Origin of the sequence: Aeromonas veronii bv. veronii, from assembly GCF_000820225.1 — a bacterium.
In the GTDB taxonomy this organism is placed as follows: Bacteria; Pseudomonadota; Gammaproteobacteria; order Enterobacterales; family Aeromonadaceae; genus Aeromonas; species Aeromonas veronii.
Genome location: NZ_CDDK01000038.1, coordinates 30841 through 57790, shown reverse-complemented (window position 1 = coordinate 57790; position 26950 = coordinate 30841). Strand labels below are relative to the sequence as shown.

At 60.7% G+C, this 26950-nt stretch carries 22 protein-coding genes; 12 read left to right on the top strand and 10 right to left on the bottom strand.

The window, feature by feature from the left end; genetic code table 11:
* The first annotated feature begins 110 nt into the window (after positions 1–110).
* From dnaX to nfo, 3 genes are all read left to right on the top strand, one after another.
* Complete coding sequence (gene dnaX, locus BN1139_RS16390) at positions 111–2717, top strand: DNA polymerase III subunit gamma/tau (RefSeq protein ID WP_041915405.1); 2607 nt, start codon at positions 111–113, stop codon at positions 2715–2717.
* A 114-nt stretch (positions 2718–2831) separates the two neighbouring features.
* Positions 2832–3161 (top strand): YbaB/EbfC family nucleoid-associated protein, encoded by a 330-nt coding sequence (locus BN1139_RS16385; protein ID WP_005333445.1) that lies wholly within the window; start codon positions 2832–2834, stop codon positions 3159–3161.
* Between the two features lie 317 nt (positions 3162–3478).
* Positions 3479–4321 carry a deoxyribonuclease IV gene (gene nfo, locus BN1139_RS16375; protein WP_005352396.1) on the top strand — a complete coding sequence of 281 codons (843 nt, stop codon included), beginning with the start codon at positions 3479–3481 and terminating at the stop codon, positions 4319–4321.
* A 95-nt stretch (positions 4322–4416) separates the two neighbouring features.
* On the opposite strand, the gene BN1139_RS16370 is transcribed toward nfo, so the two are convergent.
* A complete protein-coding gene (locus tag BN1139_RS16370; protein WP_005352392.1) occupies positions 4417–5322 on the bottom strand; it encodes a LysR substrate-binding domain-containing protein in 906 nt (301 codons plus the stop codon).
* A 102-nt stretch (positions 5323–5424) separates the two neighbouring features.
* Here BN1139_RS16370 and BN1139_RS16365 point away from each other — a divergent pair, with 102 nt between their 5' ends.
* From BN1139_RS16365 to BN1139_RS16350, 4 genes are all read left to right on the top strand, one after another.
* Positions 5425–6417 carry a TDT family transporter gene (locus BN1139_RS16365; RefSeq protein WP_005352390.1) on the top strand — a complete coding sequence of 331 codons (993 nt, stop codon included), beginning with the start codon at positions 5425–5427 and terminating at the stop codon, positions 6415–6417.
* Between the two features lie 255 nt (positions 6418–6672).
* Positions 6673–7662, top strand: a complete 990-nt coding sequence (gene lpxM, locus BN1139_RS16360; RefSeq protein ID WP_041202778.1) for a lauroyl-Kdo(2)-lipid IV(A) myristoyltransferase — start codon at positions 6673–6675, stop codon at positions 7660–7662.
* A gap of 150 nt (positions 7663–7812) precedes the next feature.
* Positions 7813–8808: an LpxL/LpxP family acyltransferase gene (locus BN1139_RS16355; protein WP_005352387.1), complete on the top strand. Its 996-nt coding sequence runs from the start codon at positions 7813–7815 to the stop codon at positions 8806–8808.
* Between the two features lie 195 nt (positions 8809–9003).
* Positions 9004–9864 carry a PA4780 family RIO1-like protein kinase gene (locus BN1139_RS16350; RefSeq protein ID WP_005352386.1) on the top strand — a complete coding sequence of 287 codons (861 nt, stop codon included), beginning with the start codon at positions 9004–9006 and terminating at the stop codon, positions 9862–9864.
* Positions 9865–9924: 60 nt separating this feature from the next.
* Here BN1139_RS16350 and BN1139_RS16345 read toward each other — a convergent pair whose 3' ends face one another.
* From BN1139_RS16345 to BN1139_RS16335, 3 genes are all read right to left on the bottom strand, one after another.
* On the bottom strand, positions 9925–10455 hold the full coding sequence (locus BN1139_RS16345) for a GNAT family N-acetyltransferase (protein WP_005352369.1): 531 nt from the start codon (positions 10453–10455) through the stop codon (positions 9925–9927).
* Positions 10452–11690 carry a GGDEF domain-containing protein gene (locus BN1139_RS16340; protein ID WP_005352365.1) on the bottom strand — a complete coding sequence of 413 codons (1239 nt, stop codon included), beginning with the start codon at positions 11688–11690 and terminating at the stop codon, positions 10452–10454. Before BN1139_RS16340 ends, BN1139_RS16345 begins: the two co-directional genes overlap by 4 nt.
* 263 nt (positions 11691–11953) lie before the next feature.
* Positions 11954–12448 carry a prolyl-tRNA synthetase associated domain-containing protein gene (locus BN1139_RS16335; RefSeq protein WP_005352364.1) on the bottom strand — a complete coding sequence of 165 codons (495 nt, stop codon included), beginning with the start codon at positions 12446–12448 and terminating at the stop codon, positions 11954–11956.
* A gap of 166 nt (positions 12449–12614) precedes the next feature.
* Between BN1139_RS16335 and BN1139_RS16330 the strand changes: the two genes are divergently transcribed.
* Entirely contained in the window at positions 12615–15041 is a 2427-nt protein-coding gene (locus BN1139_RS16330) for a DNA polymerase II (protein WP_005352363.1), read from the top strand.
* A gap of 74 nt (positions 15042–15115) precedes the next feature.
* A complete protein-coding gene (locus BN1139_RS16325) occupies positions 15116–15367 on the top strand; it encodes a DinI family protein (protein ID WP_005352362.1) in 252 nt (83 codons plus the stop codon).
* A gap of 176 nt (positions 15368–15543) precedes the next feature.
* Here BN1139_RS16325 and BN1139_RS16320 read toward each other — a convergent pair whose 3' ends face one another.
* From BN1139_RS16320 to dcuC, 5 genes are all read right to left on the bottom strand, one after another.
* A complete protein-coding gene (locus tag BN1139_RS16320; protein ID WP_005352361.1) occupies positions 15544–16407 on the bottom strand; it encodes a DUF2927 domain-containing protein in 864 nt (287 codons plus the stop codon).
* Between the two features lie 26 nt (positions 16408–16433).
* A complete protein-coding gene (locus BN1139_RS16315) occupies positions 16434–16937 on the bottom strand; it encodes a M48 family metallopeptidase (protein ID WP_005352360.1) in 504 nt (167 codons plus the stop codon).
* A gap of 144 nt (positions 16938–17081) precedes the next feature.
* Positions 17082–18725, bottom strand: a complete 1644-nt coding sequence (locus tag BN1139_RS16310; protein WP_005352359.1) for a hypothetical protein — start codon at positions 18723–18725, stop codon at positions 17082–17084.
* Between the two features lie 189 nt (positions 18726–18914).
* Positions 18915–20561 carry a bifunctional metallophosphatase/5'-nucleotidase gene (locus tag BN1139_RS16305; RefSeq protein WP_005352358.1) on the bottom strand — a complete coding sequence of 549 codons (1647 nt, stop codon included), beginning with the start codon at positions 20559–20561 and terminating at the stop codon, positions 18915–18917.
* A 91-nt stretch (positions 20562–20652) separates the two neighbouring features.
* Entirely contained in the window at positions 20653–22005 is a 1353-nt protein-coding gene (gene dcuC, locus BN1139_RS16300; RefSeq protein ID WP_005336914.1) for an anaerobic C4-dicarboxylate transporter DcuC, read from the bottom strand.
* Between the two features lie 195 nt (positions 22006–22200).
* On the opposite strand from dcuC, the gene BN1139_RS16295 reads away from it, so the two are divergent.
* Together BN1139_RS16295 and BN1139_RS16290 are read left to right on the top strand one after the other, a co-directional pair.
* Positions 22201–22665: a hypothetical protein gene (locus BN1139_RS16295; protein ID WP_005352357.1), complete on the top strand. Its 465-nt coding sequence runs from the start codon at positions 22201–22203 to the stop codon at positions 22663–22665.
* A gap of 183 nt (positions 22666–22848) precedes the next feature.
* Positions 22849–23445, top strand: coding sequence for a DUF922 domain-containing protein (locus BN1139_RS16290; RefSeq protein WP_005352356.1), 597 nt, complete (start codon positions 22849–22851; stop codon positions 23443–23445).
* 95 nt (positions 23446–23540) lie between these two features.
* On the opposite strand, the gene mnmC is transcribed toward BN1139_RS16290, so the two are convergent.
* The gene (mnmC, locus tag BN1139_RS16285; RefSeq protein ID WP_178378299.1) at positions 23541–25559 is read right to left on the bottom strand and encodes a bifunctional tRNA (5-methylaminomethyl-2-thiouridine)(34)-methyltransferase MnmC2/FAD-dependent 5-carboxymethylaminomethyl-2-thiouridine(34) oxidoreductase MnmC1; all 2019 of its coding nucleotides are present in this window, start codon (positions 25557–25559) and stop codon (positions 23541–23543) included.
* Between the two features lie 90 nt (positions 25560–25649).
* Between mnmC and fabB the strand changes: the two genes are divergently transcribed.
* On the top strand, positions 25650–26861 hold the full coding sequence (gene fabB, locus BN1139_RS16280) for a beta-ketoacyl-ACP synthase I (RefSeq protein WP_005352354.1): 1212 nt from the start codon (positions 25650–25652) through the stop codon (positions 26859–26861).
* The last annotated feature ends 89 nt before the right edge of the window (positions 26862–26950 follow it).

Here is a 26950-nt window from a genome sequence, read left to right as displayed (position 1 = left end):
GTTTGAAAATCAAGCGATCCCTCCCGCTCTGACCGATAGCCGATACAGCCAGCCCGCCATTTGTGTTAGCATCCGGCCTCAATGCCCTGTCTTCCCTGCATGATGGATTTATGAGCTATCAGGTTCTGGCGCGTAAATGGCGCCCCCATACGTTTGAACAAGTGGTAGGCCAGCAACATGTGCTGACCGCCTTGACCAACGCCCTGGATCAGGGACGGCTGCATCACGCCTATCTGCTGAGCGGTACCCGCGGGGTCGGCAAGACCACCATCGCCCGTATTCTGGCCAAGAGCCTCAACTGCGAGCAGGGGATCAGCAGCCACCCATGCGGTGTCTGCGATACCTGCCGCGAGATCGATCAGGGCAACTTTGTCGACCTGCTGGAGATTGACGCGGCGTCGCGAACCAAGGTGGAAGATACCCGCGAGCTGCTCGACAACGTGCAGTACCGCCCGGCCCGTGGCCGCTTCAAGGTCTACCTCATCGATGAAGTGCACATGTTGTCGCGCCACAGCTTCAACGCGCTGCTGAAAACCCTGGAAGAGCCGCCCCCCTATGTGAAGTTTCTGCTGGCCACCACGGATCCGCAGAAGTTGCCCATTACCATTCTCTCGCGCTGCCTGCAGTTTCATCTGAAGAGTCTGGATCAGACCCAGATTGCCAAGCAGCTCGAATGGGTGCTGGATCAGGAGGGGCAGCCCTTCGAACCACGCGCCCTGCTGGCCCTGGCCAAAGCCGCCGACGGCAGTATGCGAGATGCCCTGAGCCTGACCGATCAGGCGCTGGCCCACGGCAATGGTAGCGTGCGCCTCGAGAGTGTGCTGGCGATGCTGGGCACGCTCGATCACCGCCATCTGCACCAGCTGCTGGAAGCCATTTTGCGGCAAGATGCCCCCGCGACCATGGCCAAGATCACCGAGATCGCCACCCTGGGCCCCGATTTTGATCAGCTCCACGCCGAGCTGGAAGGTTTGCTCCATCGCATCGCCATGGCACAGCTGCTGCCTGCCTGTGTGCAGGAACAGGGTGCGGATGCCGATTCCCTGCTGCAACTGGCCAAGGCGATGAGCCCGGAAGAGGTGCAGCTCTGCTACCAGATCGTGCTGGGTGGCCGTAAAGATCTGCCCTGGGCCCCCGATGGCCGCACCGCGCTGGAGATGACCTGCCTGCGGATGCTCGCCTTCTCCCCAAGGCGCGATGCCCTGCATCCGGCCAGCCTCACTGCGTTGCCCCCGTCAATGACGAGCAGTGCGGCAAGCAGTGCCACTCCGGTAGCCTCCTTGCCGGGAAAGCGCCCGGCCGCTGAATCGGCCGCAGTGGCACCGATCAGCGGCGCCGTGCCTGCACCGCTAGCCAGCCCTGTTGCCAGCACGCCTGTTGCTACCAGTGCAGTGCCCGCGGTTGATGTCTCCCTGCCTGCGATGACGGATGACATCGGCAACCCCGCCGATAGCGAGGAGGAGGCGCAAGCCGTCGAGCTGTTCAGCCAGCAGGATGAGCTGCTGCGCGAAGCCGCAGGCATGGGGTATCAACCCGAGCCCGCGTTACCCCATGTGCAGCCCGATGTGTCTGCGCACTCGGTTGCACAGCCCGCAGATGCTGATGAACAAGCTTCTGCCGCTGCCTACGCGGACCATTCCCGTGGCGAGTCGCTGACTGCCAGCATCGAGCCCGCGCTCGAACCGACAGCAACGCCGGTTAGCGCACCTGAAGCTGTTTCAGCGGTGTCGAGCATGCAGAGCCTGCTTGGCAAGCGAAACATGCTGCGCAGCCGCCAGCGTGGTCAGGATGCCCCGGCGGCGCCCGCACCGCGCGCAGTGCCGGTTGCGCCAGCTAAACCTGTAGCGCCCGCTGCTGCACCGGTCGTCACCCAACAGTCAGCCCCGGTCAGCCAACCTACCGGGCAGGGGATGGCGACGATGGGGCACTATGATGATCTGCCGCCAGTGGATCTCTATGGCGACGGTTACGAGCCGCAGGGTGACAACGGGGAATACGAAGAGTATCTCAATCAGGGCTTTGCCGGGCAGACTCCGGTGATGAGCCATGCCCCCGTCACGGCACCGGCCCAGCCAACCGATCTGCCACCTTGGGATCTCGACGGGCAGCCGAGCTATCGACCCGGCGAGCGCAGCGCTGCGGCGCCTGCGGTGACGCCCGCCCCAGCGACCCAGCCACCCGTTGCCACCACGGCGGTGGCTGCTACCCCTGTGACTCAGGATGAGCCCGTTCAGCCGGTGATGGAGACCATCGACTGGGATGAGCTCGAGAGCGACAGCGAGCCGCAAGAGGGAGAGGCGACTCGCCTTATCCCCTCCTCGCTGCTCAATGGTTGCGGCGATGCTTGGGCCGAGTTGATCGCCCACACTCAGGTGGGAGGGCGGCTGCGCCAGCTGGCCATCAACTCGGTGATGACGCGGGAAGGGGACAAGGTACTGCTAACCCTCAAGCCCGAGCAGCGCCATCTGGTGAGCGACAAGGCGCGCGCCGATCTGGCCGAGATCATTGGGCCTGCGCTGGGTCAACCGGTGCAGGTCGAGGTGACGCTCGGTGTGGTGCCTGACAAGGAGACTCCCCTCGAGATCGAACACCGCCTTTATCTCGGGGTGCGCGAGCAGGTGACCCGGGATCTGGAGCAGGATCCCAACGTGCAGTTTTTAGTTCAGCGGTTTGGTGCCGTGCTTCATCACGAGAGCATCGAGCCCCTCAACCGCTAAATTCCGTGGCCGGGAGCTTGCTTCCGGTTGAAAAGCAGTTTGGCTGTCCCCATCTAGGACAGACAAGCCCACAGCCCGGCGCTGGATGCCGGATTTCAAGACGAGAGACGACATATGTTTGGTAAAGGTGGAATGGGGAACCTGATGAAACAGGCCCAACAGATGCAAGAGCGTATGCAGAAGGCGCAGGAGCAGCTGGCTCAGATGGAAGTGACCGGTGAAGCCGGTGCAGGCATGGTCAAGGTCACCATGACCGGTAGCCACAGCGTCCGTCGCATCGAGATCGACCCCTCCCTGATGGAAGATGACAAGGAGCTGCTGGAAGATCTGGTTGCTGCCGCTTGCAACGATGCCGTGCGTCGTGTGGAAGAGCAAAACAAGGCCAAGATGGGCGAACTGACCGGTGGCATGCAACTGCCGCCAGGCTTCAAGATGCCCTTCTAAGGCGACTCTCCCCGCGCATTCTTGCTCCCTTGTCGCTGGCCATTCGGGTCACGGCAAGGTGGACGGCCGAGAGACCCAAAGACGCAGCGTTATTGCTCAGGCGATACGCTGCGTTTTTTTATGGGCGCCATGCTGGCGCGGGCGGGCTCTAACTATCCCTTCTGGGGAGAGGTTGCCACAGCGAAGGCCGATTACGCCATGAAACGCAGCGCCTTGTATAGGCGGCGCTATTTGTCGATACCCGCTATCGGATATCCCGGTTTGGCGTGGCCGGGCGGGATCGGCATAATGGCGGCTTGCCGTATCGAGGAGATTGTATGAAATATATCGGAGCCCACGTCAGTGCGGCCGGTGGGGTGGAGAATACCATCGCCCGCGCCCAGGCCATCGGGGCCAACGCGTTTGCCCTCTTTACCAAGAATCAACGTCAGTGGCAGGCGGCGCCCTTGTCGGATGCCACCATCCGTGCCTTCAAGGCGGCTTGTGACAAGGCCGGTTTTCTGCCGGAGCAGATCCTGCCCCACGACAGTTACCTCATCAATCTGGGCCACCCGGATCCCGATGGTCTGGCCAAATCCCGCGATGCGTTTCTTGACGAGATGAAACGCTGCGAGCAGCTGGGGCTCTGTTATCTGAACTTCCACCCCGGTAGCCATCTCAAGCAGATCCCTGAGGCGGCCAGCCTCAAGTTGGTGAGCGAGTCCATCAACTGGGCGCTGGAGCGCAGTGAAGGGGTGACGGCGGTGATTGAGAATACCGCAGGGCAGGGGACCAACCTCGGCTGGTCGTTCGAGCACCTCGCCACCATCATCGAGGGGGTGGAGGACAAGAGCCGGGTCGGGATCTGTTTCGATACCTGCCACGCCTTTGCCGCGGGTTACGATCTGCGCACCGCAGAGAGTTGCGCTGCCGTCTTTGCCGAGTTCGACCGTACGGTGGGTTTTCACTATCTCAAGGGGATGCATATCAACGGCGCCAAGTGTACCTTCGGCAGCCGGGTCGATCGCCACCACAGCTTGCGGGAGGGCAATCTGGGGGAGGCAGTATTCCACCACATCATGAATGATGAGCGCTTCGATCGCATTCCGCTGATCCTCGAGACCATTGACGAGTCCATCTGGGGCGAGGAGATCAGCTGGTTGCGCAGTCTGGCGAAGTGATACTCAGAAGCGAATCAAAGAGAGGGAGCCGTGGCTCCCTCTCTGCTTTTTCCGTCATTGGCGGGCGGGCGTGCCAGCGGCGCTCCGAGCGCGCGTTACTCTGCGCGGCTCACCTCGGCATCCTTTACCTGAGCCCGGCAGAAGTGGATAAAGTGGCGCAGGGAGGTGGAGTGGTACTTCTGCTTGTGCCAGATAAGGGAGAGCTGGCGAGGGAAGCGGCGGGAGAGGGGCAGGGCGAGCAGCCGCCCATCTGCCAGGCGATCCGAGGCTGCCAGCCGGGAGATAAAGGAGATGCCAAGCCCCTTCTCCACCGCCAGCATCACCGCCTCCAGGGTGTTGAGTTCAAGCCCTGGTTGCCAGCGGGGCAGCTCGGGCTGGATCTGCTGGATAAATTGCTCGCGGCTGCCCGATTGTGCTTCACGCAATACCCAGGTCTCGCCCCCCAGACGGGAGAGGGAGAGCTCCTTCTTGTTGGCAAGCGGGTGCCCGGGTGGGGCCACCACCAGCATCTCGTCCTGCAGCCAGGGTTCGGCGAGCAGGTCGGGGTGGTGGTTCTCCCCCTCGATCAGTGCCATATCCAGCTCGAAGTTGGCCAGCGCATGGCAGAGCAGGTGAGTGTTGTTGATGGTCACCTTGGGGGGGAGCCCCAGCTCCTGTTTGCTGCTGGCGAGCAGGGTAGGGAGCAGGTAGTTGCCGATGGTCTGGCTGGCACCAAGGCGCAGCTGGCCGCTCGGTTCGGCATCGGGACTGAACAGGTTCTCGATATCCTGCATCCGGGTCAGCAGCTCTTCGGCGGCCGGTTGCAGCAGGCGCCCTTCGTTATTGAGCTGCAATCTGGGGTGAATGCGGTCAAACAACGGGGTGGAGAGCTGGCGCTCCAGCTCCTGCAGCGACTGGGAGACGGCCCCCTTGCTCAGGCAGAGCTCGTTGGCGGCAAGGCCAAGGTTTCCATAGCGGGCAATGGTGGCGAACACTTTCAGCTGCTGCAGGGTCAGTTTCATCGTGTTTGGTTTTCCTGAATGATTGATTTAATTCATTTAGATATCGTAAACGATAAGGGGCTATTATCCTATCGCCATAGTCATCAATAGAAAGGTGTCATCATGATCGCAAGAACCCGTAAATCACTGGCTGCCGCCCCAACCCCTATGGCGGGTCTGGCGCTGGGCATCGCCAGCCTTGGTTGGTGTTGGGAAAATGCCGGTCACTTCGATGGCCGGATGCAACTGCTGGGCGCTGCCATTGCGGCCGTGCTGCTGGTGATCCTGACCTTCAAGTTTCTGCTTCACCCCCGCCTGCTGTTGCAGGATCTCGCTCACCCCGTAGTCGGCAGTGTGGTTCCGACCTATGCCATGGGCACCATGGTGGTCTCCAAAGCGCTCGGTATGATTGCGCCGCAAGCGGGTGAGGCCCTCTGGCTGTTTGCCGTGGCGGTTCACCTGCTGTTCCTGGCCACTTTTATCTGGCATCGCGCCAAAGAGTTTGAAATCCACCACATGGTGCCGAGCTGGTTCGTGCCGCCAGTGGGCATCATCGTGGCTGACGTCGCCTTCCCGGGCGGTCAGTTTGCCCCGCTGGCCAACGGTCTGCTCTGGTTCGGGATCATCTGCTATGGCCTGATGCTGCCGCTGATGCTCTATCGCCTGATCTTCAGCCATGAAGTGCCGGATGCCGCCAAACCGACCATCGCCATTCTGGCGGCTCCTGCCAGCCTCTCTCTGGCCGGTTACCTGACCGTCAGCCAGGAGCCGTCACTGCTGCTGGTGGCCGTGCTGTTGGGGATTGCCATCCTGATGACCGGTATCATCTATCTGGCCTTCATCAAACTGCTGCGTCTGCCCTTCTCGCCGGGTTATGCCGCCTTCACCTTCCCGCTGGTGATCGGTGCCACCGCTCTGTTCAAAGTGGCTCATCTGGTTGAAGGGTTTGCGCAAGGGAGTCACTACGTTGAGCAGATCAGACTGCTGGCCCACTTCGAGCTGGGGGTGGCTACCGTGATCGTCGGGTATGTGGCACTGCGTTACCTGATGTTTTTTCTGCCGCAGCGTAATACCGAAATGAATAACGGCATGGCCCGCCAGGGGGCTCACCGATAAATCTTGATGATGTGACATCGGGAAATGGATAAGCAGTGCGCTCCGAGAGCGACGGGATAAACGACCAGTCATACGATGGATGGACAAAGAGCCTCCACCCTGGTTGTGTAACGAGCAAAATGCCCCGCAGTGCGGGGCATTTTTTTATGGTTTTTTGATGTGGCGCCCGTGGCGGGCTATTTGCCATGGATTTAACTGGTATTACCTGTCAGGACGACTACAATGCAGCACCACTTTTTCGCTCGACCCCAATACATGTCGTCCCAAGATCCCGTATTTGACTCCTCTTTTGAAGCCCGTTTTCTGCATCCCCGCTACTGGTTCAGCTGGCTGGCGCTCGGCGTGCTGATGTTGCTCGCCTTTGTGCCGGTGCGATTGCGCGACCGTTTGGCCGAAGCCTTGGCTCCGCTGGTGTTTCGTATCTCGAAAAAACAGATTTATATCGCCAGAACCAATCTGGAGATCTGCTTCCCGGATAAGAGCCCGGAAGAGCGGGATGCCATTGCACTGACCTCGATCCGGGTCGGCCTCAAGAGTCTGTTGGGATTTGGCGAGTTCACCATGCGCAGTCAGCGTTATCTGATGAGCCGGATGCAGGTGATCGGTTGGGAGCATATTGAGGCGGAGCGGACGGCCGGCCGTCCGGTGATCCTGGTGGTGCCCCATACCTGGCCGGTGGATGCCGCCGGTTACTGCTTCACCCAGCGCGGGGTGCCCATGTGCACCATGATGAAACGGGCGCGCAATCCGGTGTTTGATTGGCACCTCAACCGTGCACGAGCCAAGAACGGTTGCCGCGTCTATGAGCGCAGCGCCGGGATCAAGGCAGTGATCAGGACCATCAAGAGCGGTCGCAGCTTCTTCTATCTGCCGGATCAGGATCATGGCCGCGAGAAGAGCATCTTCGCCCCCTTCTTTGGCTATCCCAAAGCGACCCTGCCTGCCTTGCCCCGTCTGGTGCAGGTCAGTGGCGCCAAGGCGGTGCCGCTGCTCGCCTGCTATGACGAAGCGAACCACTGCTACCGGCTGGAGATTGAGGCACCGTTCGACAACTATCCCACCGAGGATGTGATGGCCGATACCTGTCGCATGAACGACATGGTGCAACAGCAGCTGATGCGCCATCCGGGCCAGTATATGTGGTTCCTCAAGATCTTCGATACCCGTGAAGATCAGGAGGGGCTGGATGGCCTTTACGAGGCGGGGATCCAGCGGATCCGCAAGGGATTGTCGCCCCACGGCTGACCCAGAATTTGGATTGATTGAAATGGCCCCAGGTGGGCCATTTTTTATGATAACTAGTCTGATCAGTGCCTTGCAGGCTGATGGCCAGCCTCCCCAGGGTAGAAAAAAATGTCAGGATAACTACAATAACCGTTTGTTTTTGATGACTTGATGGCCGCCATGTCTGCGTTAGATCCGGTATTTGATACCTCATTTCATAGCCGCCTGCTGCATCCCAAATGGTGGGGCAGCTGGTGTGCGCTGGGCCTGCTTTCCCTGCTGGCATTTACTCCTGCGAGATTGAGGGATCGCTTTGCCGATCTGGTCTCACCGACCCTGCTGCGTTTTTCGAAAAAGCAGGCCTATATCGCCGATACCAACCTCAAGATCTGCTTTCCCGAGCTGGATGCCGCTGCACGGCAGGCGCTGCTGCTCAAATCGATCCGGGTCGGGCTCAAGACCTTTATGGGCTTTGGCGAGCTCAGCTGGCGCAGCAAGGCGCGGCTGACCCGCCGCATCAAGGTCACCGGCTGGGAGCATGTGCAAGCGGAGCAGGCTGCGGGCCGCCCGGTGATCCTGGTGGTGCCTCATACCTGGGCGGTCGACATGATTGGCCGCTACTTCTCCATGATGGGCATCGAGATGTGCACCATGATGAAGAGCCCGAAAGATCAGGTGTTCGACTGGTACATCAACCGCGAGCGTGCCAAAGGGGGCAAAGTGTACGAGCGCAGCGCCGGGATCAAGCCGGCGATCAAGTCGATCCGCGCCGGTGCCAGTTTTTTTTACCTGCCAGATCAGGATCACGGCCGCGAGGCGAGCGTGTTTGTTCCCTTTTTTGGTCGCCCCAAGGCAACCCTGCCCGCGCTGCCCAAGCTGGTGAAGCTGACTGGCGCCAGGGCCGTGCCCATCTTCGCCAGCTATGACGAGGATGAGGGATGCTATCTGCTGGAGATCGAGCCGCCGTTTGGCCCTTATCCCACCGCCGATCTGCTGGCAGACGTCAACGCCATGAACCGGGTGGTAGAGATGCAGGTGGCGCGCCATCCCGAGCAGTACATGTGGTTTCTCAAGATCTTCGAAACCCTGGAGCATCAGGAGGGGGATGACGGCCTTTATGAAGCGGGGATCCAGCGCATTCGTCAGGGCTTGCCGCCCGAACCTTGAAAATTGGCCCGCTTGCGGGCCATTTTTGTTGGCACAGAAGCCTTTCGTATTTGGTCTGCTGCTGGTGGTTTTTAAGGCGAACGGGTGGACAAAAACAGCGCAAACAGGGGATAACAGGGTGTCTTATGAAAGGGAGAGGCAGGTGAGCGTGCGCGGAGCTATCTTCGAGAGCGGAAATAGGGTAAAAGGGCGGCCATGAAAATTCCAAATCGAATCCAACCTCTGGTTGATGACGGCCTGGTCGATGAGGTCGTCAGCCGGTTGATGAGTGGCAAAGAGGCCGACGTCTATGTGGTGCGCTGCGGCGACGAGATCCGCTGCGCCAAAGTTTATAAAGAGGCGTCCAAGCGCAGCTTCAAGCAAGCCGTGGTCTATCAGGAGGGGCGCAAGGTGCGTAATAGCCGCAGCGCTCGCGCTATGGAGAAGGGCTCCAAGTATGGCCGCAAGCAGCATGAAGAGGTGTGGCAGAACACCGAGGTCGACGCCCTGTTCAAGCTGGCTGCGGCCGGTGTGCGGGTGCCACAGCCCTATGTCTGCCTCGATGGTGTCCTCTTGATGGAACTTATCACCGATGAGGATGGCAATGTCGCGCCGCGCCTCAACGATGTGGCACTCACCCCCGAGCAGGCGGTCATCGATCACCACAAAGTGATCCGCTATGTGGTGCGGATGCTTTGCGCCGGTCTTATCCACGGTGATCTCTCGGAGTTCAACGTGCTGGTGGATGAACAGGGCCCGGTCATCATCGACCTGCCCCAGGTAGTGGATGCCGCCGCCAACAACCAGGCCAAGGCGATGCTGGAGCGGGACGTCAACAACATGCGCAACTACTACGGCATGTATGCCCCCGAACTGCTCAAGACCCGTTATGCCCAGGAGATGTGGGCGCTGTTTGAAGATGGCAAGCTCACCCCCGAGAGCGAGCTGACCGGCCACTTTGAAGAGAGCCGCGCCGCCATCGATCTCGATTCGGTGCTGCAGGAGATTGAGAGCGCCGAGGAGGAGGCCTATGCCCGTCAGGCCCGGATGAAGGCGGAGCAGGAAGACAGCTACTAACGGTCTTGCCACGTCCGCAAAAAGAGCGCCTTCGGGGCGCTCTTTTTATTTCTGCTGCGGCTATGGTCGGCTGGGGCTGGGGCTGGGGGCTAGCTGATACATCTCCAGCCAGTTGCAATTCCCCGGATGGAAGCGCCGCCCCAGCAACACGCCCCCGGCGGCCGTAATGACCTTGCGGGAGGCCAGATTGTCTTGGTCACAGCTGATCAGCACCGGCGCTGTCAGCACCTGTTGTTGTACCCAGCGCAGCAGCACGGTCGCGGCCCCTTCGCCACGGCGAGAGGGGCGGGTTTCGTAACCGATATGACCCAGCCACTGGCGGGTTGCCTCATTGTCACCGTGACGAAGACGCAGGGTGGCGATGATCTCCTCGCCATCGAGGGCAAAATAGGTGGTGGTCGGCAGGTATCCACTGGGCAAGTTGCGCCCTTTGGCGTGATCCAGCAGGCTCTGTAGCCAGCCGTCCGGGTCAAATTGCGCCACCTGATAGAGCGGCTGTCCGTCCTCGGCGCATTCGGTGACATAGCGCCGGTAAGCCGGAGCATCTGCCAGCTTGGCCGGTCGGCACTGCAGAGCGAGCACTGCGCTCATGACAGGAGCGCGCAGGGCTGCAGCGGTTGCGGCTCGTTGTGGTGGAGCTCCTGTACGCAGGCCCGTTGCCTCCCAGCCTGTTTGGCGGCGTAAAGAGCCTGATCCGCGCGCAGGTAGGCCGCTTCAAATCCCTCGTCAGGGTGCAGCGAGGTGAGGCCGATACTGAGGCTGATTGGGCCACCGGCCAGCTCCCGGGTCGCCTCGGCGATCTGCTGTTGCAGGCTGTGGCAGTAGTCGGGTAGGGTCTGCGGGTCCGCCATCAGCAGCAGGGCCAGCTCATCGCCGCCAAGCCGACCGGCCATGCCCTCAGAAGGCAGGGTATTGGCGATCACCCGACCCACGGCCCGCAGCATGGCATCACCGGCGGGGTGGCCGTGGCGGTCGTTGATCTGTTTGAAGTTGTCCAGATCGATCAGCAGCAGCTGGCTGGGGCTCCTCACATCGCGGGCACGCAGGGCCACCTGGCGTTCGAAATAGTGGCGGCTGAACAGGCCAGTCAACTCATCCTGATTGGCGCGCCGCTCCAGCTTGCGCTGGGTGGCCAGCAGGGCTTGCTGTTGGCGGGTGTGGACCAGGCTCAGCAGCAGATAACTGCGGGCGATGGTAAAGAGCAGGCTGAGCAGGATCACAGGCCCGAGCAGCGGGTCGGTGAAGGAGTTGGCCGCCAGCTCCGGCTGCCAGAGGTGTTTGGCGATCCGCAGCAGTTGCAACAGCAGTTGCAGGCCGAGCAGCAGAATGGTAAAGCGCAGCACCCGATAGACAGGGGCCAGCCGCTGGTAGCGCCAGAGCTGCCAGATAAGTAGCGCAATCTGCAGCGAGAGCACGCCGGAGAGCACGATGATCCGGCTGTGCACATCAAAGAGGGGTTGCTGCAGGGCGGTCAGGGCAAACAGGACGAAACCGCCGAGGGTAACGGCGGGCAGCAGCCAGCCCAGTTGGTCGGCTTCACGGCGAAAGAAGTGGCGCATCCCCCGTTCATAGAGCAGGGTGGTCGACATCAACAGCAGGTTGGTGCAGAGAATATTGGCAAGGGAGGCATTTCCCTCAAGGGGGCGCAGCAGCAGGCAGCAAAAAGCCCCCGCGATAACCAGTTCCCCCGCTGACCAGTAGATCAATGCCCTGATCTGGCGATGGGTGTGCCACATGGCGGCGAAAATGGTGGCGACCCCCACATGTGACAGCGTGACGAACAGCACCAGACTCAACAACTGGGCCGAGGAAAACAGACTTGGCATCAAGGGGCTCTCTGGGAAGTCACCTGTGAACGAACAGGCGATGGGGTATCGCCCGCTGGCAGTGGCCGATCACAACATGAATCCAACCTATTATCAATGGGTTAAATGGCCGAATGTGCTCACCTCCGACTTCTTGCACGATGGCAACTGCTGACTCGATTTATCAGAGCGCAAGAGGGCATTTTATTGTCTTGTCAGTCAATTTCGCTGCGTGAAAGGTGGTTGTGTTGGCGGCAGGGTGAACCCAACCGCCAGACGTTGTGCTAATCGCAGGTTGCAGCAGGCAAGCGCATTACTATGGCCTCCCTGTCCAGATGGGTCAGCAGACGGCGCACGTCGTTGAGGCGGATGATCAGGGTAGCGGTGTTGACCAGCGGATGGCACTGCACCTGTTCGGCCTGCCAGATGGCCTCGTCCACCACCAGCTCTACCGCTTTTTCCCTGTCGCGCACCATGGCGAGCAGGGTCACCGATCCCGGGGTGAGGCCGAGCACCGCATCGAGCCGCTCCGGGGAGCCAAAGCTCAGCCGCTTGACCCCGAGCATGGCTGCCAGCGCCTTGAGGTCGACCCGGTGCTCCTCCGGACTCACCACCAGGAACAGCCGCTCGCTTTTCGGGTCGCGCAAAAAGAGGTTCTTGGTCTTGGCGGCGGGCAGGTCGGGCAGCAACTTGCTCGCCTCCTCACAGGTAAACACTGGGGGATGATCAATACGCTGGTAGGGGATAGCCAGCTGATCCAGCAGGGAATAGATTGCCACAAAGACTCCTTTCGTCGGCGAAGAGTGGTCAGAACGGGATGGGCGGGAATAACGTCCGGATCGAGCTTACCAGTTTGACTCCCGCCTCGCAGCCAGCGTGACGATTGCGAGCAGGCACTGTATGAACGTACAATAGTCCCATTCTCGGACAGCCCCTTTACGCTTCATGACTGCAACCCAGCCCACCGTACCCGCCACTCCGCCGCTCGACGGTTTTATCCTGACCCGCCACGGTCGGGACGTGCGCGGCCGCAACGGGCAGCCTGCAACCACCGAAATCGTGATGTGGCTCTGGAGCGCGCAGGGGCCGGTGCGGGTGGTGGTGCCGGGGCAGGAGCCGGTGTTTTTTTTGCCGCAGAGCCATATGGCAGAAGCCGCCGAACTGTTCAAGGGGGCTGGGGTGAGCGGGCGGTTTCGCCGCCTGCCAATGCACACCTTCGACGGTCGCCCCGTGGTGGGCTGCTATTTCGCCACCCTGAGCGCCTTTCACCGCGCCATCGAGCTGCTGCTCATTCGCGGACTGGAGCACTTCGAGGCGGATATCCGGCTGCCGGAGCGCTTCCTGATGGAACGCTTCATCACCGCTGGCGTGCGCTTCGATGGCCGGGCGGTAAAAAAGGGGGGCAAGCAGGGCTACTGGGAGGTGAACGAGGCGCGCTGCGCGCCGCAGGCGGTGACGCCAACCCTCTCCTGGGTGTCGCTGGATGTGGAGTGCGCCATGGACGGGGCCCTCTTCTCGGTCGGTCTTTACAGCGAGCAGGATGCGCGGGTCATCATGATCGGCACCCCGGAGGCGGATGCCGAGAGCTGGGGCACCCAGGTCCAGTGGGTAGAGGACGAGAGCGCCCTGCTGAGTGCGCTGGAGAGCTGGTTCAGCCTGCATGACCCCGATCTGGTCATCGGCTGGAACGTGGTCAACTTTGACTTTCGCCTGCTGCTACGCCGCGCCGAGCTTAACAAGCGGCGGCTGCGGCTCGGGCGGGGGCGCGAGCTCTGCTTCTGGCGCTCGTCACGGGGCGATCCCCAAACCGGCAACGTCATTATCCCCGGGCGCATGGTGCTCGATGGCATCGATACCCTCAAAAGCGCCACCTGGCAGTTTGCCAGCTACAGCCTGGATGCGGTGGCGAGCGAACTGCTCGGCCGTGGCAAGGATATCGAGGATGTGGCCAATCGGGGGGAGAAGATCACCGAGCTGTTCCACTCCGACAAGGAGGCGCTGGCCCGCTACAACCTGGAAGATTGCAAGCTGGTGTGGGAGATCTTCGACTACTGCCACCTTATCCCCTTTGCCATCGAGCGCGCCTCCCTCACCGGCCTTGAGCTGGACAGGGTAGGGGGCTCGGTTGCGGCCTTTACCAACCTCTATCTGCCGCGGCTGCATCGTGGTGGCTACGTGGCCCCCAATCTGCCGGCCGACGGTGGGCTGGCGAGCCCCGGTGGCTATGTGATGGACTCCAAACCCGGCCTCTATCGCCATGTGCTGGTGCTCGATTTCAAGAGCCTCTATCCCAGCATCATCCGCACCTTCTGCATCGACCCCATGGGGCTCATCGAAGGGTTGCAGCATCCCGAGCACGCCATTCCGGGCTTTCGCGGCGCCATGTTCTCCCGCGAGCGGCACTTCTTGCCGGAACTCATCGCCACCCTCTGGGCGGCGAGGGACAGAGCCAAGGCGGCCAGCAACAAGGCGCTCTCCCAGGCCATCAAGATCATCATGAACTCCTTCTACGGCGTGCTGGGGTCGGGGGGCTGCCGTTTCTATGATCCGCGCCTAGCCTCATCCATCACCCTGCGTGGCCACAGCATCATGCAGCAGACCCGCGAGTGGATTGAGGCGAAGGGGTTCGAGGTGATCTATGGCGACACCGACTCCACCTTTGTTCATCTGGGGCGCGAGACCAGCCCCGATGAGGCGGACGAGATTGGCCAGCGGCTGGCGAAGATGATCAACGATAACTGGGCTGCACTGATCAGGCGCGAGTTCGACCTGCCGAGTTATCTGGAGATCCAGTACGAGACCCACTATCGCCGCTTTCTGATGCCCACCATCCGCGGCTTGGAGAAGGGGAGCAAGAAGCGCTATGCGGGGCTGGTTGGCAAGGCCAGTGAGGGGAGTGAACAGCTGGTATTCAAGGGGCTCGAATCGGTGCGCACCGACTGGACCATGCTGGCCAAGCAGTTTCAGACCCGCCTCTATGAACTGGTGTTTCACGATGAAGATCCCAGTGGCTATGTGCGCACCATGGTGGATGAGACTCGTGCCGGTCGTCACGACGATCTGCTTATCTACCGCAAACGGCTACGCCAGAAGCTCGAGGAGTATCAGAAGAATGTACCGCCCCATGTGCGGGCAGCGCGGCTGGCCGATGAGGAGAACCTGCGCCGCGGTCTGCCCCAGCGCTATCAGCATCGGGGCTCCATCGCCTATCTGATGACCCTCAATGGCCCCGAGCCGCTGGAGTACCGGCGCAGCGCCATCGATTACGAACACTATATCGACAAGCAGTTGCGGCCCATTGCCGACGCCATCCTGCCCTTTATCGGCGAGTCATTCGACCGGATCTGTGGTCAGCAGCTGGATCTTTTCTGATTGGTGCAAGATGGCACTTTACTTCCCATAAATACTGGATAAAAATACAGTTATAAATCATGGAGAAGTTTCCTATGCGTCTTGAAATCATCATCGACAGAAAACATCAGATCCCGACCTCGACCATGGAGGCGCTGCGTCAGGAGCTGCTCAAGCAGCTTGGCGAAAAATTTCCCGACATCCATGTGCGGGTCGCGCCGGGCAGTGCCATGGCCCTGACCGTCAGCCGTGCCAGCAAGGAAGACAAAGAGCTGGCCGAAGCCATGGTGCAGGAGGTGTGGGAGAACGCCGACAGCTGGATGCCGGAAGAGAACGTCGCCTCCTGATCCCGCACTGTCAGTGGATAACTCGGGCGTTGGATAAACGGGTTGCGGATAAACGTGCATGCCCGCTACTGATCCGTTGATCCTCGGACAACAAAAAAACGCAGCCAAGTGGCTGCGTTTTTTTGTTGGTGATGAGTTCGCGGTGGCTTGTCTGGCTCTGGGTTGAGCCAGGCCCGTTACAACCCCGCCCAGCTTTTCAGGCTCTGCTGCTGCACCCGGCGATTGGCTTCGCGGATCTCCCCTTTGGCGCGCAGGTCGGCCAGTGCGATAGGCAGTGCGGCGCGGATCTCGTCACTGCTCATTCCGGCTTTGAGGGCCGGGTGATAGGCCATCTTGAGCAGCACATAGTCCAGCCCGGTCAAAAAGCTGTCGATGCTGTTGTCATTGAAGATGGAGGGAAACACCTTGTCCGAGTCGTTGGGCAGCCCCATCACCTGGGTGAACTCCTCCACCACACAGTCGAGAAAGCGACCCTTGGCCCGGCTGTAGTCTACCGGAATGATGATGGTGGCACGGCTGATCTCGTGTTTTGCATTGGTTGCGAAGTTGGCAAGGCAGAGCCCCTCCTTGAGCGCCATCTTGACCGATGGATCGCCCCCCATAGTACGGTTGGCCCAGCTCTTCATCTTGCTGTAGTCGGTCATGATCAGGGTGAGGTTGGGCTTTGCGGCCACCATGCTGATGGAGTGGCCGGTGATGCGGGCCAGATGGGCCGCCTGTACCTTCACCACGTCGGCCTGCAGCGGCTTGTCACCCGACTCGTTGATAAGTTGCAGCCGGATCGGCTGCTGCCAGCGGGCAAAACGGGTCTGCCTGGCTTCGCCATACTCCCGCTCCATGGCGATAGCCATAAAGCTCTCGACCAGATAGCTATCGCTCTGCCAGCGCTCATCGGCCCGGGCGCTGTGGCCCGCGAGCAGAAGCAGCAGCGCCAGCAGCCCGTGTGACGAGCTGCGGGGACGGGCAGCGCGGCCTAAGCTGGTCATTACCAAAGTGGCAATAAAGCGGGTGGCACCAAAGGGGGTTGCGGCAAATGACATGTTTCCTCCCTGAAACGGTTGTCAGTCTAGCGGTTGGCCTTGTCGATATCGCGCCAGGTGAGCCAGAGCCTGAGATCAAACTCCAGTTGATGATAGTCGGGCTCCATGTGCTGGCAGAGCTGGTAGAAGCTCTTGTTGTGAGCCTTCTCTTTGATATGGGCCAGCTCGTGCACCACGATCATTTTCAGGAACGGGGACGGCGCCTCCTTGAACAGGGCGGCGATGCGGATCTCGTTCTTGGCCTTGAGCTTGCTGCCCTGTACCCGGCTGACGTAGGTGTGCAGGCCGAGGGCATCCTTGATCACGTTGATCTTGCCATCGAACACCACCTTTGACAGGGGCGCCGAGCTCTTGAGGTAGCGGTTCTTCAGCTCCATGGTGTAGACAAGCAGCGCCTTGTCGCTCTGGATCTGGTGGCTTTCCGGATAGCGTTTGGCCAGCATCTCCCCCAGCTTGCCTGCCGCAATCAGCTGCTGTACCTGTGCCTTGAGAGGGTCGGGATAGCCGCCCAGATAAGTCAGTTCCGCCATGGTGTTACTCGTTACATCAAAAAGAGCGTCATTGTAGTTATCTCGGGCGGGCTTGCCTACTGCGGGCCGCTGCTGCAAGGGGTTCTGGCGCAAGAAAAAGGGCGGCCATTGCAACAATGGCCGCCCTGCGGGGCGTATTGACGATCAGCGTCGGCGATAGAGACCCGGATCCACCTCTTCGTAGTGGCTGGTCAGGTATTGATAGAAGGCGAGATGGGAAGGGGTGCTCGGTTTTTTCAGCTCCTCGCTCACCCGATCCGGCTTGGCGATGATGAACTTCGGATTCTGGCGCTGGATATCGGCCAGCACTCGCTCGCGCACGTCATAGGGCGGATTGACGTTGGCAAAGAAGAGGTAGGCGGACGCTGGCTGGCGATCGGTCCAGAGATAATATTGCGGCTGGATGCCATCGACCCAGATCTTGTCGCTCGGGACTGTCTCGGCCTTGATGCGATCAACCCGTACCTGCGCGGCCGGATTGAAAGGGCGACCCTTGAGGGTGCCTTCCCAGGCGTTGTTGATCATCAGCAGCAGCATGGCCAGCGTTGCCAGCCAGGGGGTGGCACTGCGCACATCCCAGGCGCGCCAGAGGGGGATGAGGATCAGCACCGGCAGCGCCCACAGCAGGCTGGTACCGAGCACCTCGTTGACCCGCTCGAGGGACCACTCCTTGGTGCTCCAGCCAAAGGCGAGCTGCTGGGCCAGCAGCCAGCTGGCGGTGAGTACCACCAGCGAGATGCAGAGCAGGCCGATGGCATCAGCCTGCTGTTCGCTGCGATCCAGCAATACCGCCAACGGCAGCACTGCCAGTTGCAGATAGAGCACGTCGTAGTGATCGAACACATGGCCGGAGACCGAGTTGGCGATCAGGGTAAACAGCACCCCAAACAGGGTCGCCAGCAGGGCGGGCAGATACCACTCCTGACGGCGGCTCAGCATCAAAATGATGAAGGCGGGCAGCAGCATGATAAGGCCGGTGCGCAGCAGGCCGACGGCGCCCACCATGGGGGAGAAGCCGTTGCCGTAGCTCCCCTCGAAGAAGATGTCGAAGGCGTAGTATTTGAAGGCCGCCAGCAGATCATGCTGCTGGAAGTAGGCGTAAAGCGGGCCGCCAATCAGCGCCAGTCCCAGCAGGCTGGAGATGAGCAGCAGAATGGCGTCACGCCACTTCTCGTGCAGACACCAGTGGCAGAACAACACCAGATACCATGCGCCCCAGAAGGCGCCGTTGTTGGTGCGCATCCAGGCGACGATGGCGAAGGTGAGGGCCGCCACCAGCGCGGGCCACCAGCGAAATCCCTTGTCCAGCAGCAGGGTGATAAAGGCCCACTGGGCGATGAGGGCGAGGTGGAAGGTCCAGTCCTCGGTCATGTTGCCGTAGTAGTAACGGGTGCCGTAGAGAGCCAGCACCGCCAGCATGGCGCCAAGGCGCGCCTTGAACGAAAGACCGAGCTGGGCAAAGGCTTGCCAGCTGGCCAGCAGTCCGAGCCAGCAGAGCGCCCACTCCAGTGCCCAGATCCCGACAAATCCCCCCATTCGATAACCCAGCGCGTCGAGGGCGAAAATCATCGGCCCCTTGATGTCAATCATGTCGCGATAGAGCACGCCCCCTTCGCTCCACATCTTGCCCATCACCGCGAACAGCGAGGCATCAAAGCCCGGCGCCATGGCGTGGAAGAGCGGGTTGCGCAGACAGAAGAGCAGCGCCAGCAAGGCGGTCAGCAGCACAATGGCTGGCTTGATACCCGGGTTGACGCGAGGGGGAGTGAAACGGATGGAGTGATTCATGAAGTCGCCTGTTCCTGCAGCTGGTCTTGAAAGCGGGCCTATCTTGCCGAGCTAGTGAGTGCGATGCAATGGGGCGGGCCCGTGTGGGGCAAATATTCTCGAAAAAGCCCGGTTCTTGCAGGGAACCGGGCGCTGGCTGCGGCAATATTGGCCGTCAGGGGGATGTGGCAAAGCCATTCCCCCTCTGCATCAATGGATGTACTCAACCAGGGGCGGCTGCGCTTCCAGTGTGGGCAGGTGACGGGCCCAGCGGATAAAAGCGTCGGCCAGGGTGATGCCGAGCTCCTGATTGTGCTGGGTCAGGGTACGCGCCAGTGCGGTGTAACCCTCCTTGCCGGAGGCGGTATAGGCGCTCGACACTCCGCGATAGACCTGTTCGGCATTGACCGCTTGCCACTGGCTGGGGGCGGCTTCCCACTCCAGTCGGGTGATACGCTGACCCTTGGGCCGATCGGCCTGATAGGTGAATCGCACCCCCGCGGTGTAGGGGAAGCTGCCGTTGCCATTGCCGACCACGCCGTTGTTGGTCGCGTTGTCGATGGCATTTTCCAGCGCTTCCGCCAACTCGTGACCGTGCACCCGATAGAGGGTGAGGGGAATGGCAAACGGCAGCAGGCGACCGGCGATATCCGCTTCGCTCAGGGGGCCCGGCTCCAGTGAGCAGCGCACGCCGCCAGCATTGTGCAGGGCAAAGTCCACCTCGCCTACCTGTTCACGGGCGGCGGTCAGCATGGCGCGGGCCACCAGCGGGGCGAGCTGGCTGCCGTGGGGCAGGGTGGCATCCGGCAGCCGCTGATGGGGAAGTGGCGCCGCCAGTCGGGTGACGATGCGCTGGCTCATGGTTTCAATCTCCGGCCGGTAGCGTTTGGCCAGATGTTGTTCAAGCTGTGGATCCGGCTCGCAGAAGGTGAGCCCGGCGGGTGGGGTGGAGGGAAATGGCCAGGGCTGCCAGGGGAGCCACTCCAGCTGCCCCTGACTCTGCACGACGCGGCCCGACTCATCGAAGGTGAGCTCGCAGACACCGAGGCAGAGGGCGCTGTGGCCAGCGTGCAGGATAGCCACCCCGTTGTTCATCAGCGGATAGCTGCCTTCGCTTGGCAGACCCAGCGGCGCGAGATCGCCGAGCAGGCTGTGGGTGTGGCCACCGATGATGAGGCTGAGTTCGGGGAAGCGCTCGGCCAGCAGTTTGTCCTGATCCAGCCCGAGGTGGCTCAGCAGCACGATATGCTGGATCCCTTCGCGCTTGATCTCCCGCAGCACCCGGGTGAGGGTGTCGGCGACCGCGTGGAAACGGGTGTGGGGATCCGGGTTGGCGATGGCCGCCATCTGGGCGAGGGTGATCCCGAGCAGCGCAAAGGGAACCCCGTCGATCACCTGACGATGCCAGGGCTGATGGGCGTCGTAGAGGTGGGGAATATCCCACAACCCAAGCGGCGTGTCGGCTGGCTCCTGACTGTTGTCCAAATTGGCGGCCAGCACCGGAAAATCGAGCTGGCGCAAGAACTCCACCAGCGGGCCATTGCCCAGATCGAACTCGTGGTTGCCGAGCACCATGGCATCGGGGGCCAGCATGGCGAGCAGGTCGGCGTTGGCGCGCCCTTTGAAGCGGTTGAAATAGAGAGAGCCCTGAAAGGAGTCGCCACCGTGCAGAAACAGAAAACGCTGGCCGGCTGCTGCGGCTTTGGCACGCAGTTGGGTCAGTCGGGTCAGGATCCGGGCATAACCGCCGCACTGGGTGCGCCACTGGCCTTCACCGACAGGGGAGAAGCTCATGGGCGCGCCATCGAAGTGGGAGTGGCAATCACTGAAATGGGCAAGTTGAACCGTAATACTCATCTCGGTCCTCCTTAGGGGGAAAATGAGCACCGAGTCTACTGCAAAGGGGGGGGAGGATACCAGCCCGGCAGGGTGCCGGGCTGGTCAATGATCAGGCGGGTACCATGATCTGGGTGGCGACAATCACCACCAGCAGGCCGACGGCGACCGGCATACTGGTGCGCTTGACCACCTCGAACGGCGAGAGCTTGCCCATCCCGGCACAGGCGACCACCACCCCGGAGACCGGAGAAATGGTGCGACCCAGGTTGGAGGCTTGCAGCATCGGGATCACCAGATAGGCCGGGTTGATGCCAAGGCTGCTGGCCAGGTTGGGGATCAGCTCCACGAAGGCGTAGAAGGGGGCATTGCCCGAGCCGGTGGTGAAGGCGGCCAGGGTAGTGATCACCACCAGTGACAGCATCATGATCAGGCCGCCGGAGCCGAGATCCTGCGCGTGAGCCAGCAGGGTGTCGATAAAGCCGATGGTCATCAGACCCTGGGCGAAGACGCCGGCACCGACCAGCAGCATGACCACACCGGCAAAGGCATCAGCCATGTTGCGCCAGCAGACCTGCAGACCGTCCAGCAGCTCCTTGCCATTGCGGATACGCACCAGCTCCAGCAGGCTGGCCAGCACCATGCACATGACGATGATGGTGACGATATCCAGTTGTGGGCCCCATTTACCGTCAAACACCAGCACCCCGATGATGGGGGTAAAGGGCAGGATGGCGTAGAAAGCGGGGGCGGTAGTCACCAGATCACCCGGTGCGACCGGCTCGTTGTGTTCACCGGATTTCTGGTCAAGGTAGCGTTGCCAGAAAAAGTGGGTCACCGCCATGCAGGCGATCGCCACCAGCGAGATGGGCAGGGTCAGCTTGAAGGCAAAATCCAGCAGCGGCATGTTGGCGGCCTGAGCGGCCATCACCACGTCCCCTGAGGTCGGTGCCAGAATAATGGCGGCTGGCGAGGCGCACACGGCCGCAGCCGCACCACGGGAGATCCCCATGTTGACCATCAGCGGGAACAGGGTTGCCATCAGCAGCACGCCGAGGCCGGTGGCAGAGCTCACCGCCAGCGACATGGCGCAGGCCACCAGATAGGCAGCCACCAACAGGATATAGGGGGACTTGATGATGCCGAGCGGTTTGCTGGCCAGCTTGACCAGAATGGTGTTGGCGCCGATATGGCTCATGTAGCCGGCGAAGCCGCACAGCACCATGATCAGCATCCCCAGTCCACCGCCACGGTCATTGAGCAGGAAGCGGACGTATTCGAAGATATCGGTTGCGATATAACCGGTGCTGACCACCTTGCTCGGCAGTACCGGCTTGCCCATCATGGCGGTGATGACCAGCAGCAGCAAGCCGCCGCTCAGCAGCACCCCGGTCGCGGAGTATCCTTTGAAAATGGCACGGCCCACCACCAGGGTGACCAGGGTGCCAACGATGAGTTCCAGCATATGTTGCCTTCTGATTGGATGAGAGTGGAGGGAGTCTATTCCGATAGGGGTAGAGTGGCGACTGGAAACAGGATGTTGTGTGAGCTAAATCAACGTTTAACCCCATGAACAGAATTAAAGAAAGGTAAAGGTACTTTACCCAGCGGGTTTGGCTACCTACCCTTGCCAGCCTTGGTTGTCTTTTGAGGCTTTTATATGGTGGTTGGTGATTTTTCAGGCATTAAACGCTCTCTTTTTCTTCTTACGATGCTATTTTCACCTACTTGCGTGTTTGCAGTAACCAATGACGGTTTTCATCAAACCGGTCCTCATCAGGCGGTCGCCATGCGGCGTCTCATGGCTCCTCACTCTTACGGTGTACTGGTGGTTGCCGAGGGGAACAGACCCCGTTTTGCCGCGCTGGCATCCAAAACCACCGAAGCAAACTGTCTGGCCCGTCATGCCATCCGGGTAGATGGGGTCGCGCTGCTGGTCACTCCGAGATTCTATGCCAAAGAGGGAAAACGGGGACTTTGCGAGCTGTGGCTCAATGAGGGGGCAGATCAGGACTTTTTTGCCAACCGCCTTAAAAATGATCATTTTATTCAGATAGATGGTCATGACATCAATGTGAAAAACTATCACCTCGACTGGCAGCGCATCAGCCGTCATGCTCAATAAAAATACAGTTTTGGCCTTGTGCCATACTCTGCTCACGCAACCTGTGAGCGTGCTCTGATTTCTGGGCGCATCATTGTGTTGCGCCGCCTCGTCGTCACACATAGGCTATACCCGTCATCTGTGTGGCGGTGGGGTTCACCAAGGTTGGTACTCCGCCCGTGCAATCAAGGAAGGTAGTCTGGCATGGTCAGCAAGGTTTATGGAGTAGTGGGGGTCGGGTTGTTGCTGTTGCCCCTGATGAGTCAGGCTCAGCCGAGCCGGCCGCAAGTGGTGCCAGCGTCCCGCATCAATGTCCGTTTTTATGAGGTCAATGCAACCAGTCCGGAGCAGCTTGCCCGGGCGATTGCCCAGAGTGCTCCCAAGGTGAATGGCAAGCCCGTACTCGGCAAGGCGAGTTATCAGGTGGACTGGCAGCTGGATACCGAGCAGTTGCCGGGTCGCTGCCAGCTCAACCGGGTGACGGTGACCACCAACGCCACTGTGTTGTTGCCCCGTTGGCGTCAGAGCGCGAACAGTAACGATCCTGCCCGCCAGCGCTGGGGGCGGCTGCTCTCCAGCATGTTTGACTACGAATCCCGCTTCAAGGAGATGGTGCTGCAGGGGGCCAATCAGGTGGGTGGCGCTATTGCTGGGCTACCCGGACATGCAGATTGTCAGGCACTGCGCTATGCCGCGTGGGCAGCAGGTAGTGGCGAGCTGAACAAGGTCAAGGGACGGCTCGACGGATTCCAGCGTCAGACAGGTTACGGCGAACAGCTTGGGGTGCACTGGCCCAAATGAGCGCTATCTCAAGACGCAATATCCAGCATCGCACGATTTGATAAATAGAATGGCCGCCCGATGGGCGGCCATTCTATTTGTTTGCAGAGTCCGGTTCAGACCAGCGCTTTGCCCTTGAGCAGTTTGCGCACCCAGTAACGGGCTGGGTGGAGCGCTTCCAGCAGATCGGCGGCCAGCGGCAGCGGATCGCCGCAGATCTCGCTGGCGAGCAGCTCACCACAGAGTGGCGCTGAGCAGAGACCCCGAGAGCCGAGCGCACCCAGCACATAGAGGCCGGGGTGAAGGGGGAGCGGCTGGGCGTTGTGTTGATCATGCTGCAGCTGCGCATAGTGATCCGCCAGACCTTGCAATCTGGCCACTGGCCCTACCACCGGCAGGTGATCCCGACTGGCACAACGAACCCCTACGCGTGCCTCGTTGTCACTCACATCCACCTCGGCGGGCCAGGTTTGCTCCGGCAGGCAGACTTGCAACCGCACCTGATTCTGGATTTGCTCCTCGGCACGAAACTCAAGGCTGCTCTGGTTGCGGCCATAACTGGCGCCGATGCAGTGTTGATCGTTGTGCATCGGCGTGAGGTAGCCATCGTAGCAGAGTACTGTGCTGAGCTGACGCAAGCTGGCCGTGGTCGGCACATGGCTCACCTGACCGCGCACCGGATAGAGGGGCAGTTCGGCAAAGGGGAGCAATGCTGGCAACTGGTGACCGGCGGCGACCACCAGATTGGGGGCCTGCCAGTGGCGGCCATCCTGGCTTTCTACTTGCCAGCCATCGGCCTGCTCGGCAATGGCGACTACCTCGGTCTTGAACACGACCTCCAGCAGGCCGCTGGCTTGTGCTTCTTTGATAGCGGCGCGGGTGAGATCGGCCGGACAGAGCCAGCCCCCCTGTGGGTAACTGACGCCGCTGTGGCCACAGGGCAGGCCAACCACCTGCTCTACCTCTGCTGTAGAGAGGGGATGCATCAGCTCGGACGGGAAGGGGCCCTGACTCATCTTGGCCAGCTTGGCTGCCGATTTGTCGTCATAACCGAGCTGGGTTACCCCGCACAGTGCAAAAGCGATGGGGTGGCGTTCGGCCAACGCCAGCAGCCGTTGGCGGGCATAGCCAAAGGCGAGGGAATAGAAGCGCGACAGGGCATCGTGCTCGCCGTTAAGCAGTGGATAGAGGGCCCCTTGGCGGTTGCCCGAGGCGCCGGTGGCCGGTTCGCCATCTGCACACAGCAACGTCACCTTGCGACCCCGCTCCACCAGAGAGAGTGCCGTCATGGCTGAGGCGATGCCGCCGCCGATGATCACTACCTCGCCAGCGCGTCCGGCAGGACGGGCATACCAGGGGGCGATGGTCTGCTGCGGCTGCTTGTTGGTGCGATCCCCCACCAGCATCTCCCGCTTGCTACCGTGGCCCTTCACCTTCTTCATGGCAAAACCGGCGGCAATCAGGCCGCGACGGACAAAACCGGCACAGGTAAAGGTGGCGATGGAGCAATCGGGACGGGCGAGGCGAGCGAGACCCTCAAACAGCTCCTGTGTCCACATTTCCGGGTTTTTGGCCGGGGAGAAACCATCCAGATACCAGGCATCCACCAGCCCCTCTGCCCGGTGAGGCACCTGCGGCAGCATATCCTTGATGTCGCCAAACCAGAGATCGAGGCGAATGCGGCCACCCGCAAAATGCAGGCGGTGGCAACCGGAGACCGGCAGCGGCCATTGGGCGACAAGATCCTGGCTCAAGTGGCCAAGTTCAGGCCAGGCGGCCAGCGCCTTGCGCAGATCGTCTTGGGTCAGGGGGTATTTCTCGAAACTGATGAAGTGCAGACGGGAGCCGTTGCCGGATTGAGGCGCCTGTTCCAGGAAGGCTTGCATTGTCGCCAGAAAGTTAAGGCCTGTGCCGAAACCTGTTTCACCTATCACGAAACTGTCACTATCGTGGTGCGAAAATCGCGCAGGTAGCCGGTTTTGCTGCAAAAAGACGTAGCGGGTTTCACTTAGACCGTTATCATTGGAAAAGTACACATCCCCGAAGTCACTGGAGACAGGAGTTCCCGCTTCATTCCAGTCCAATCGGGCATGATGTAAGGATGTTTGACTCACGTTTTCCTCGGCTCGCGTCACAAAATCGCGGGCATTCTACGTGAAAGCAGACCAGTTTGGCAGCCGAAAGCGGGTAGACTTGGCGCCAGTTTTTCCAGACGAGATGAATTAATGAGAAGAGCAGTGATCACCGGTATCGGCGTCATCTCCAGTATCGGCAACAACAAGGAAGAAGTGCTGGCCTCCCTGAAAGCAGGTAAATCCGGCATCACCTATTCCGAGCAGTTCGAGCAGCACAACCTGCGCAGCCGTGTCTGGGGTAACATCAAACTCGATCCGTCTGAACTGATCGACCGTAAAGTCATGCGTTTCATGGGCGACGCTGCGGCCTACGCCTACCTCTCCATGCAGCAGGCCATTGCAGATGCCGGTCTGGCGGAAGATCAGGTCTCCAACGAGCGTACCGGCCTGGTGGTCGGTTCAGGTGGTGCCTCCGGCAAGAACACCTCGGAATCTGTGGACATCGCCCGTGAGAAAGGGGTCAAGCGTGTGGGCCCTTACATGGTGCCGCGCACCATGTCTTCCACCACCTCTGCTTGCCTCGCGACCCCGTTCCAGATCAAGGGTGTCAACTACTCCATCAGCTCCGCCTGCGCCACCTCTGCTCATTGCATCGGTCACGCGCTTGAGCTGATCCAGCTTGGCAAACAGGATGTGGTCTTCGCCGGTGGCGGTGAAGAGCTGGACTGGTCCTCTACCATCCAGTTTGACGCCATGGGCGCGCTCTCCACCAAGTACAACGACACGCCGGAAAAAGCGTCCCGTACCTATGATGCGAACCGCGACGGTTTCGTTATCTCCGGTGGCGGTGGAGTTCTGGTGATCGAAGAGCTGGAACATGCGCTGGCCCGTGGTGCTCACATCTATGCCGAGCTGACCGGTTACGGTGCTACCTCCGATGGCTACGACATGGTCGCGCCGAGCGGTGAAGGTGCGGTGCGTTGCATGAAGATGGCGATGCAGGGTGTAGGCAAGGTTGACTACATCAACACCCACGGCACCTCCACTCCGGTCGGTGATACCAAAGAGCTGGAAGCTATCCAGACGCTGTTTGGCGCCAACGGTCCCAAGATCTCTGCCACCAAGGCGATGACCGGTCATGCGCTGGGCGCTGCGGGCGTGCACGAGGCTGTCTACTCCCTGCTGATGATGGAACACGGCTTTATCGCCCCCAGCATCAACATCGAGACCCTGGACGAGAAAGCTGAAGGACTGCCCATCGTGCGCGAGTACGAAGCGGCCGAACTCAACACCGTCATGTCCAACAGCTTCGGCTTTGGCGGTACCAACGCCTCTCTGGTGTTCAGCAAGTTCAAAGCTTGATCATCCAATTGATGTGAAAAAAGCGCCTCAGGGCGCTTTTTTTGTCTTCGGGATCTGCCATCACTCATTGCAGAGCAGAGCAGAGCAGA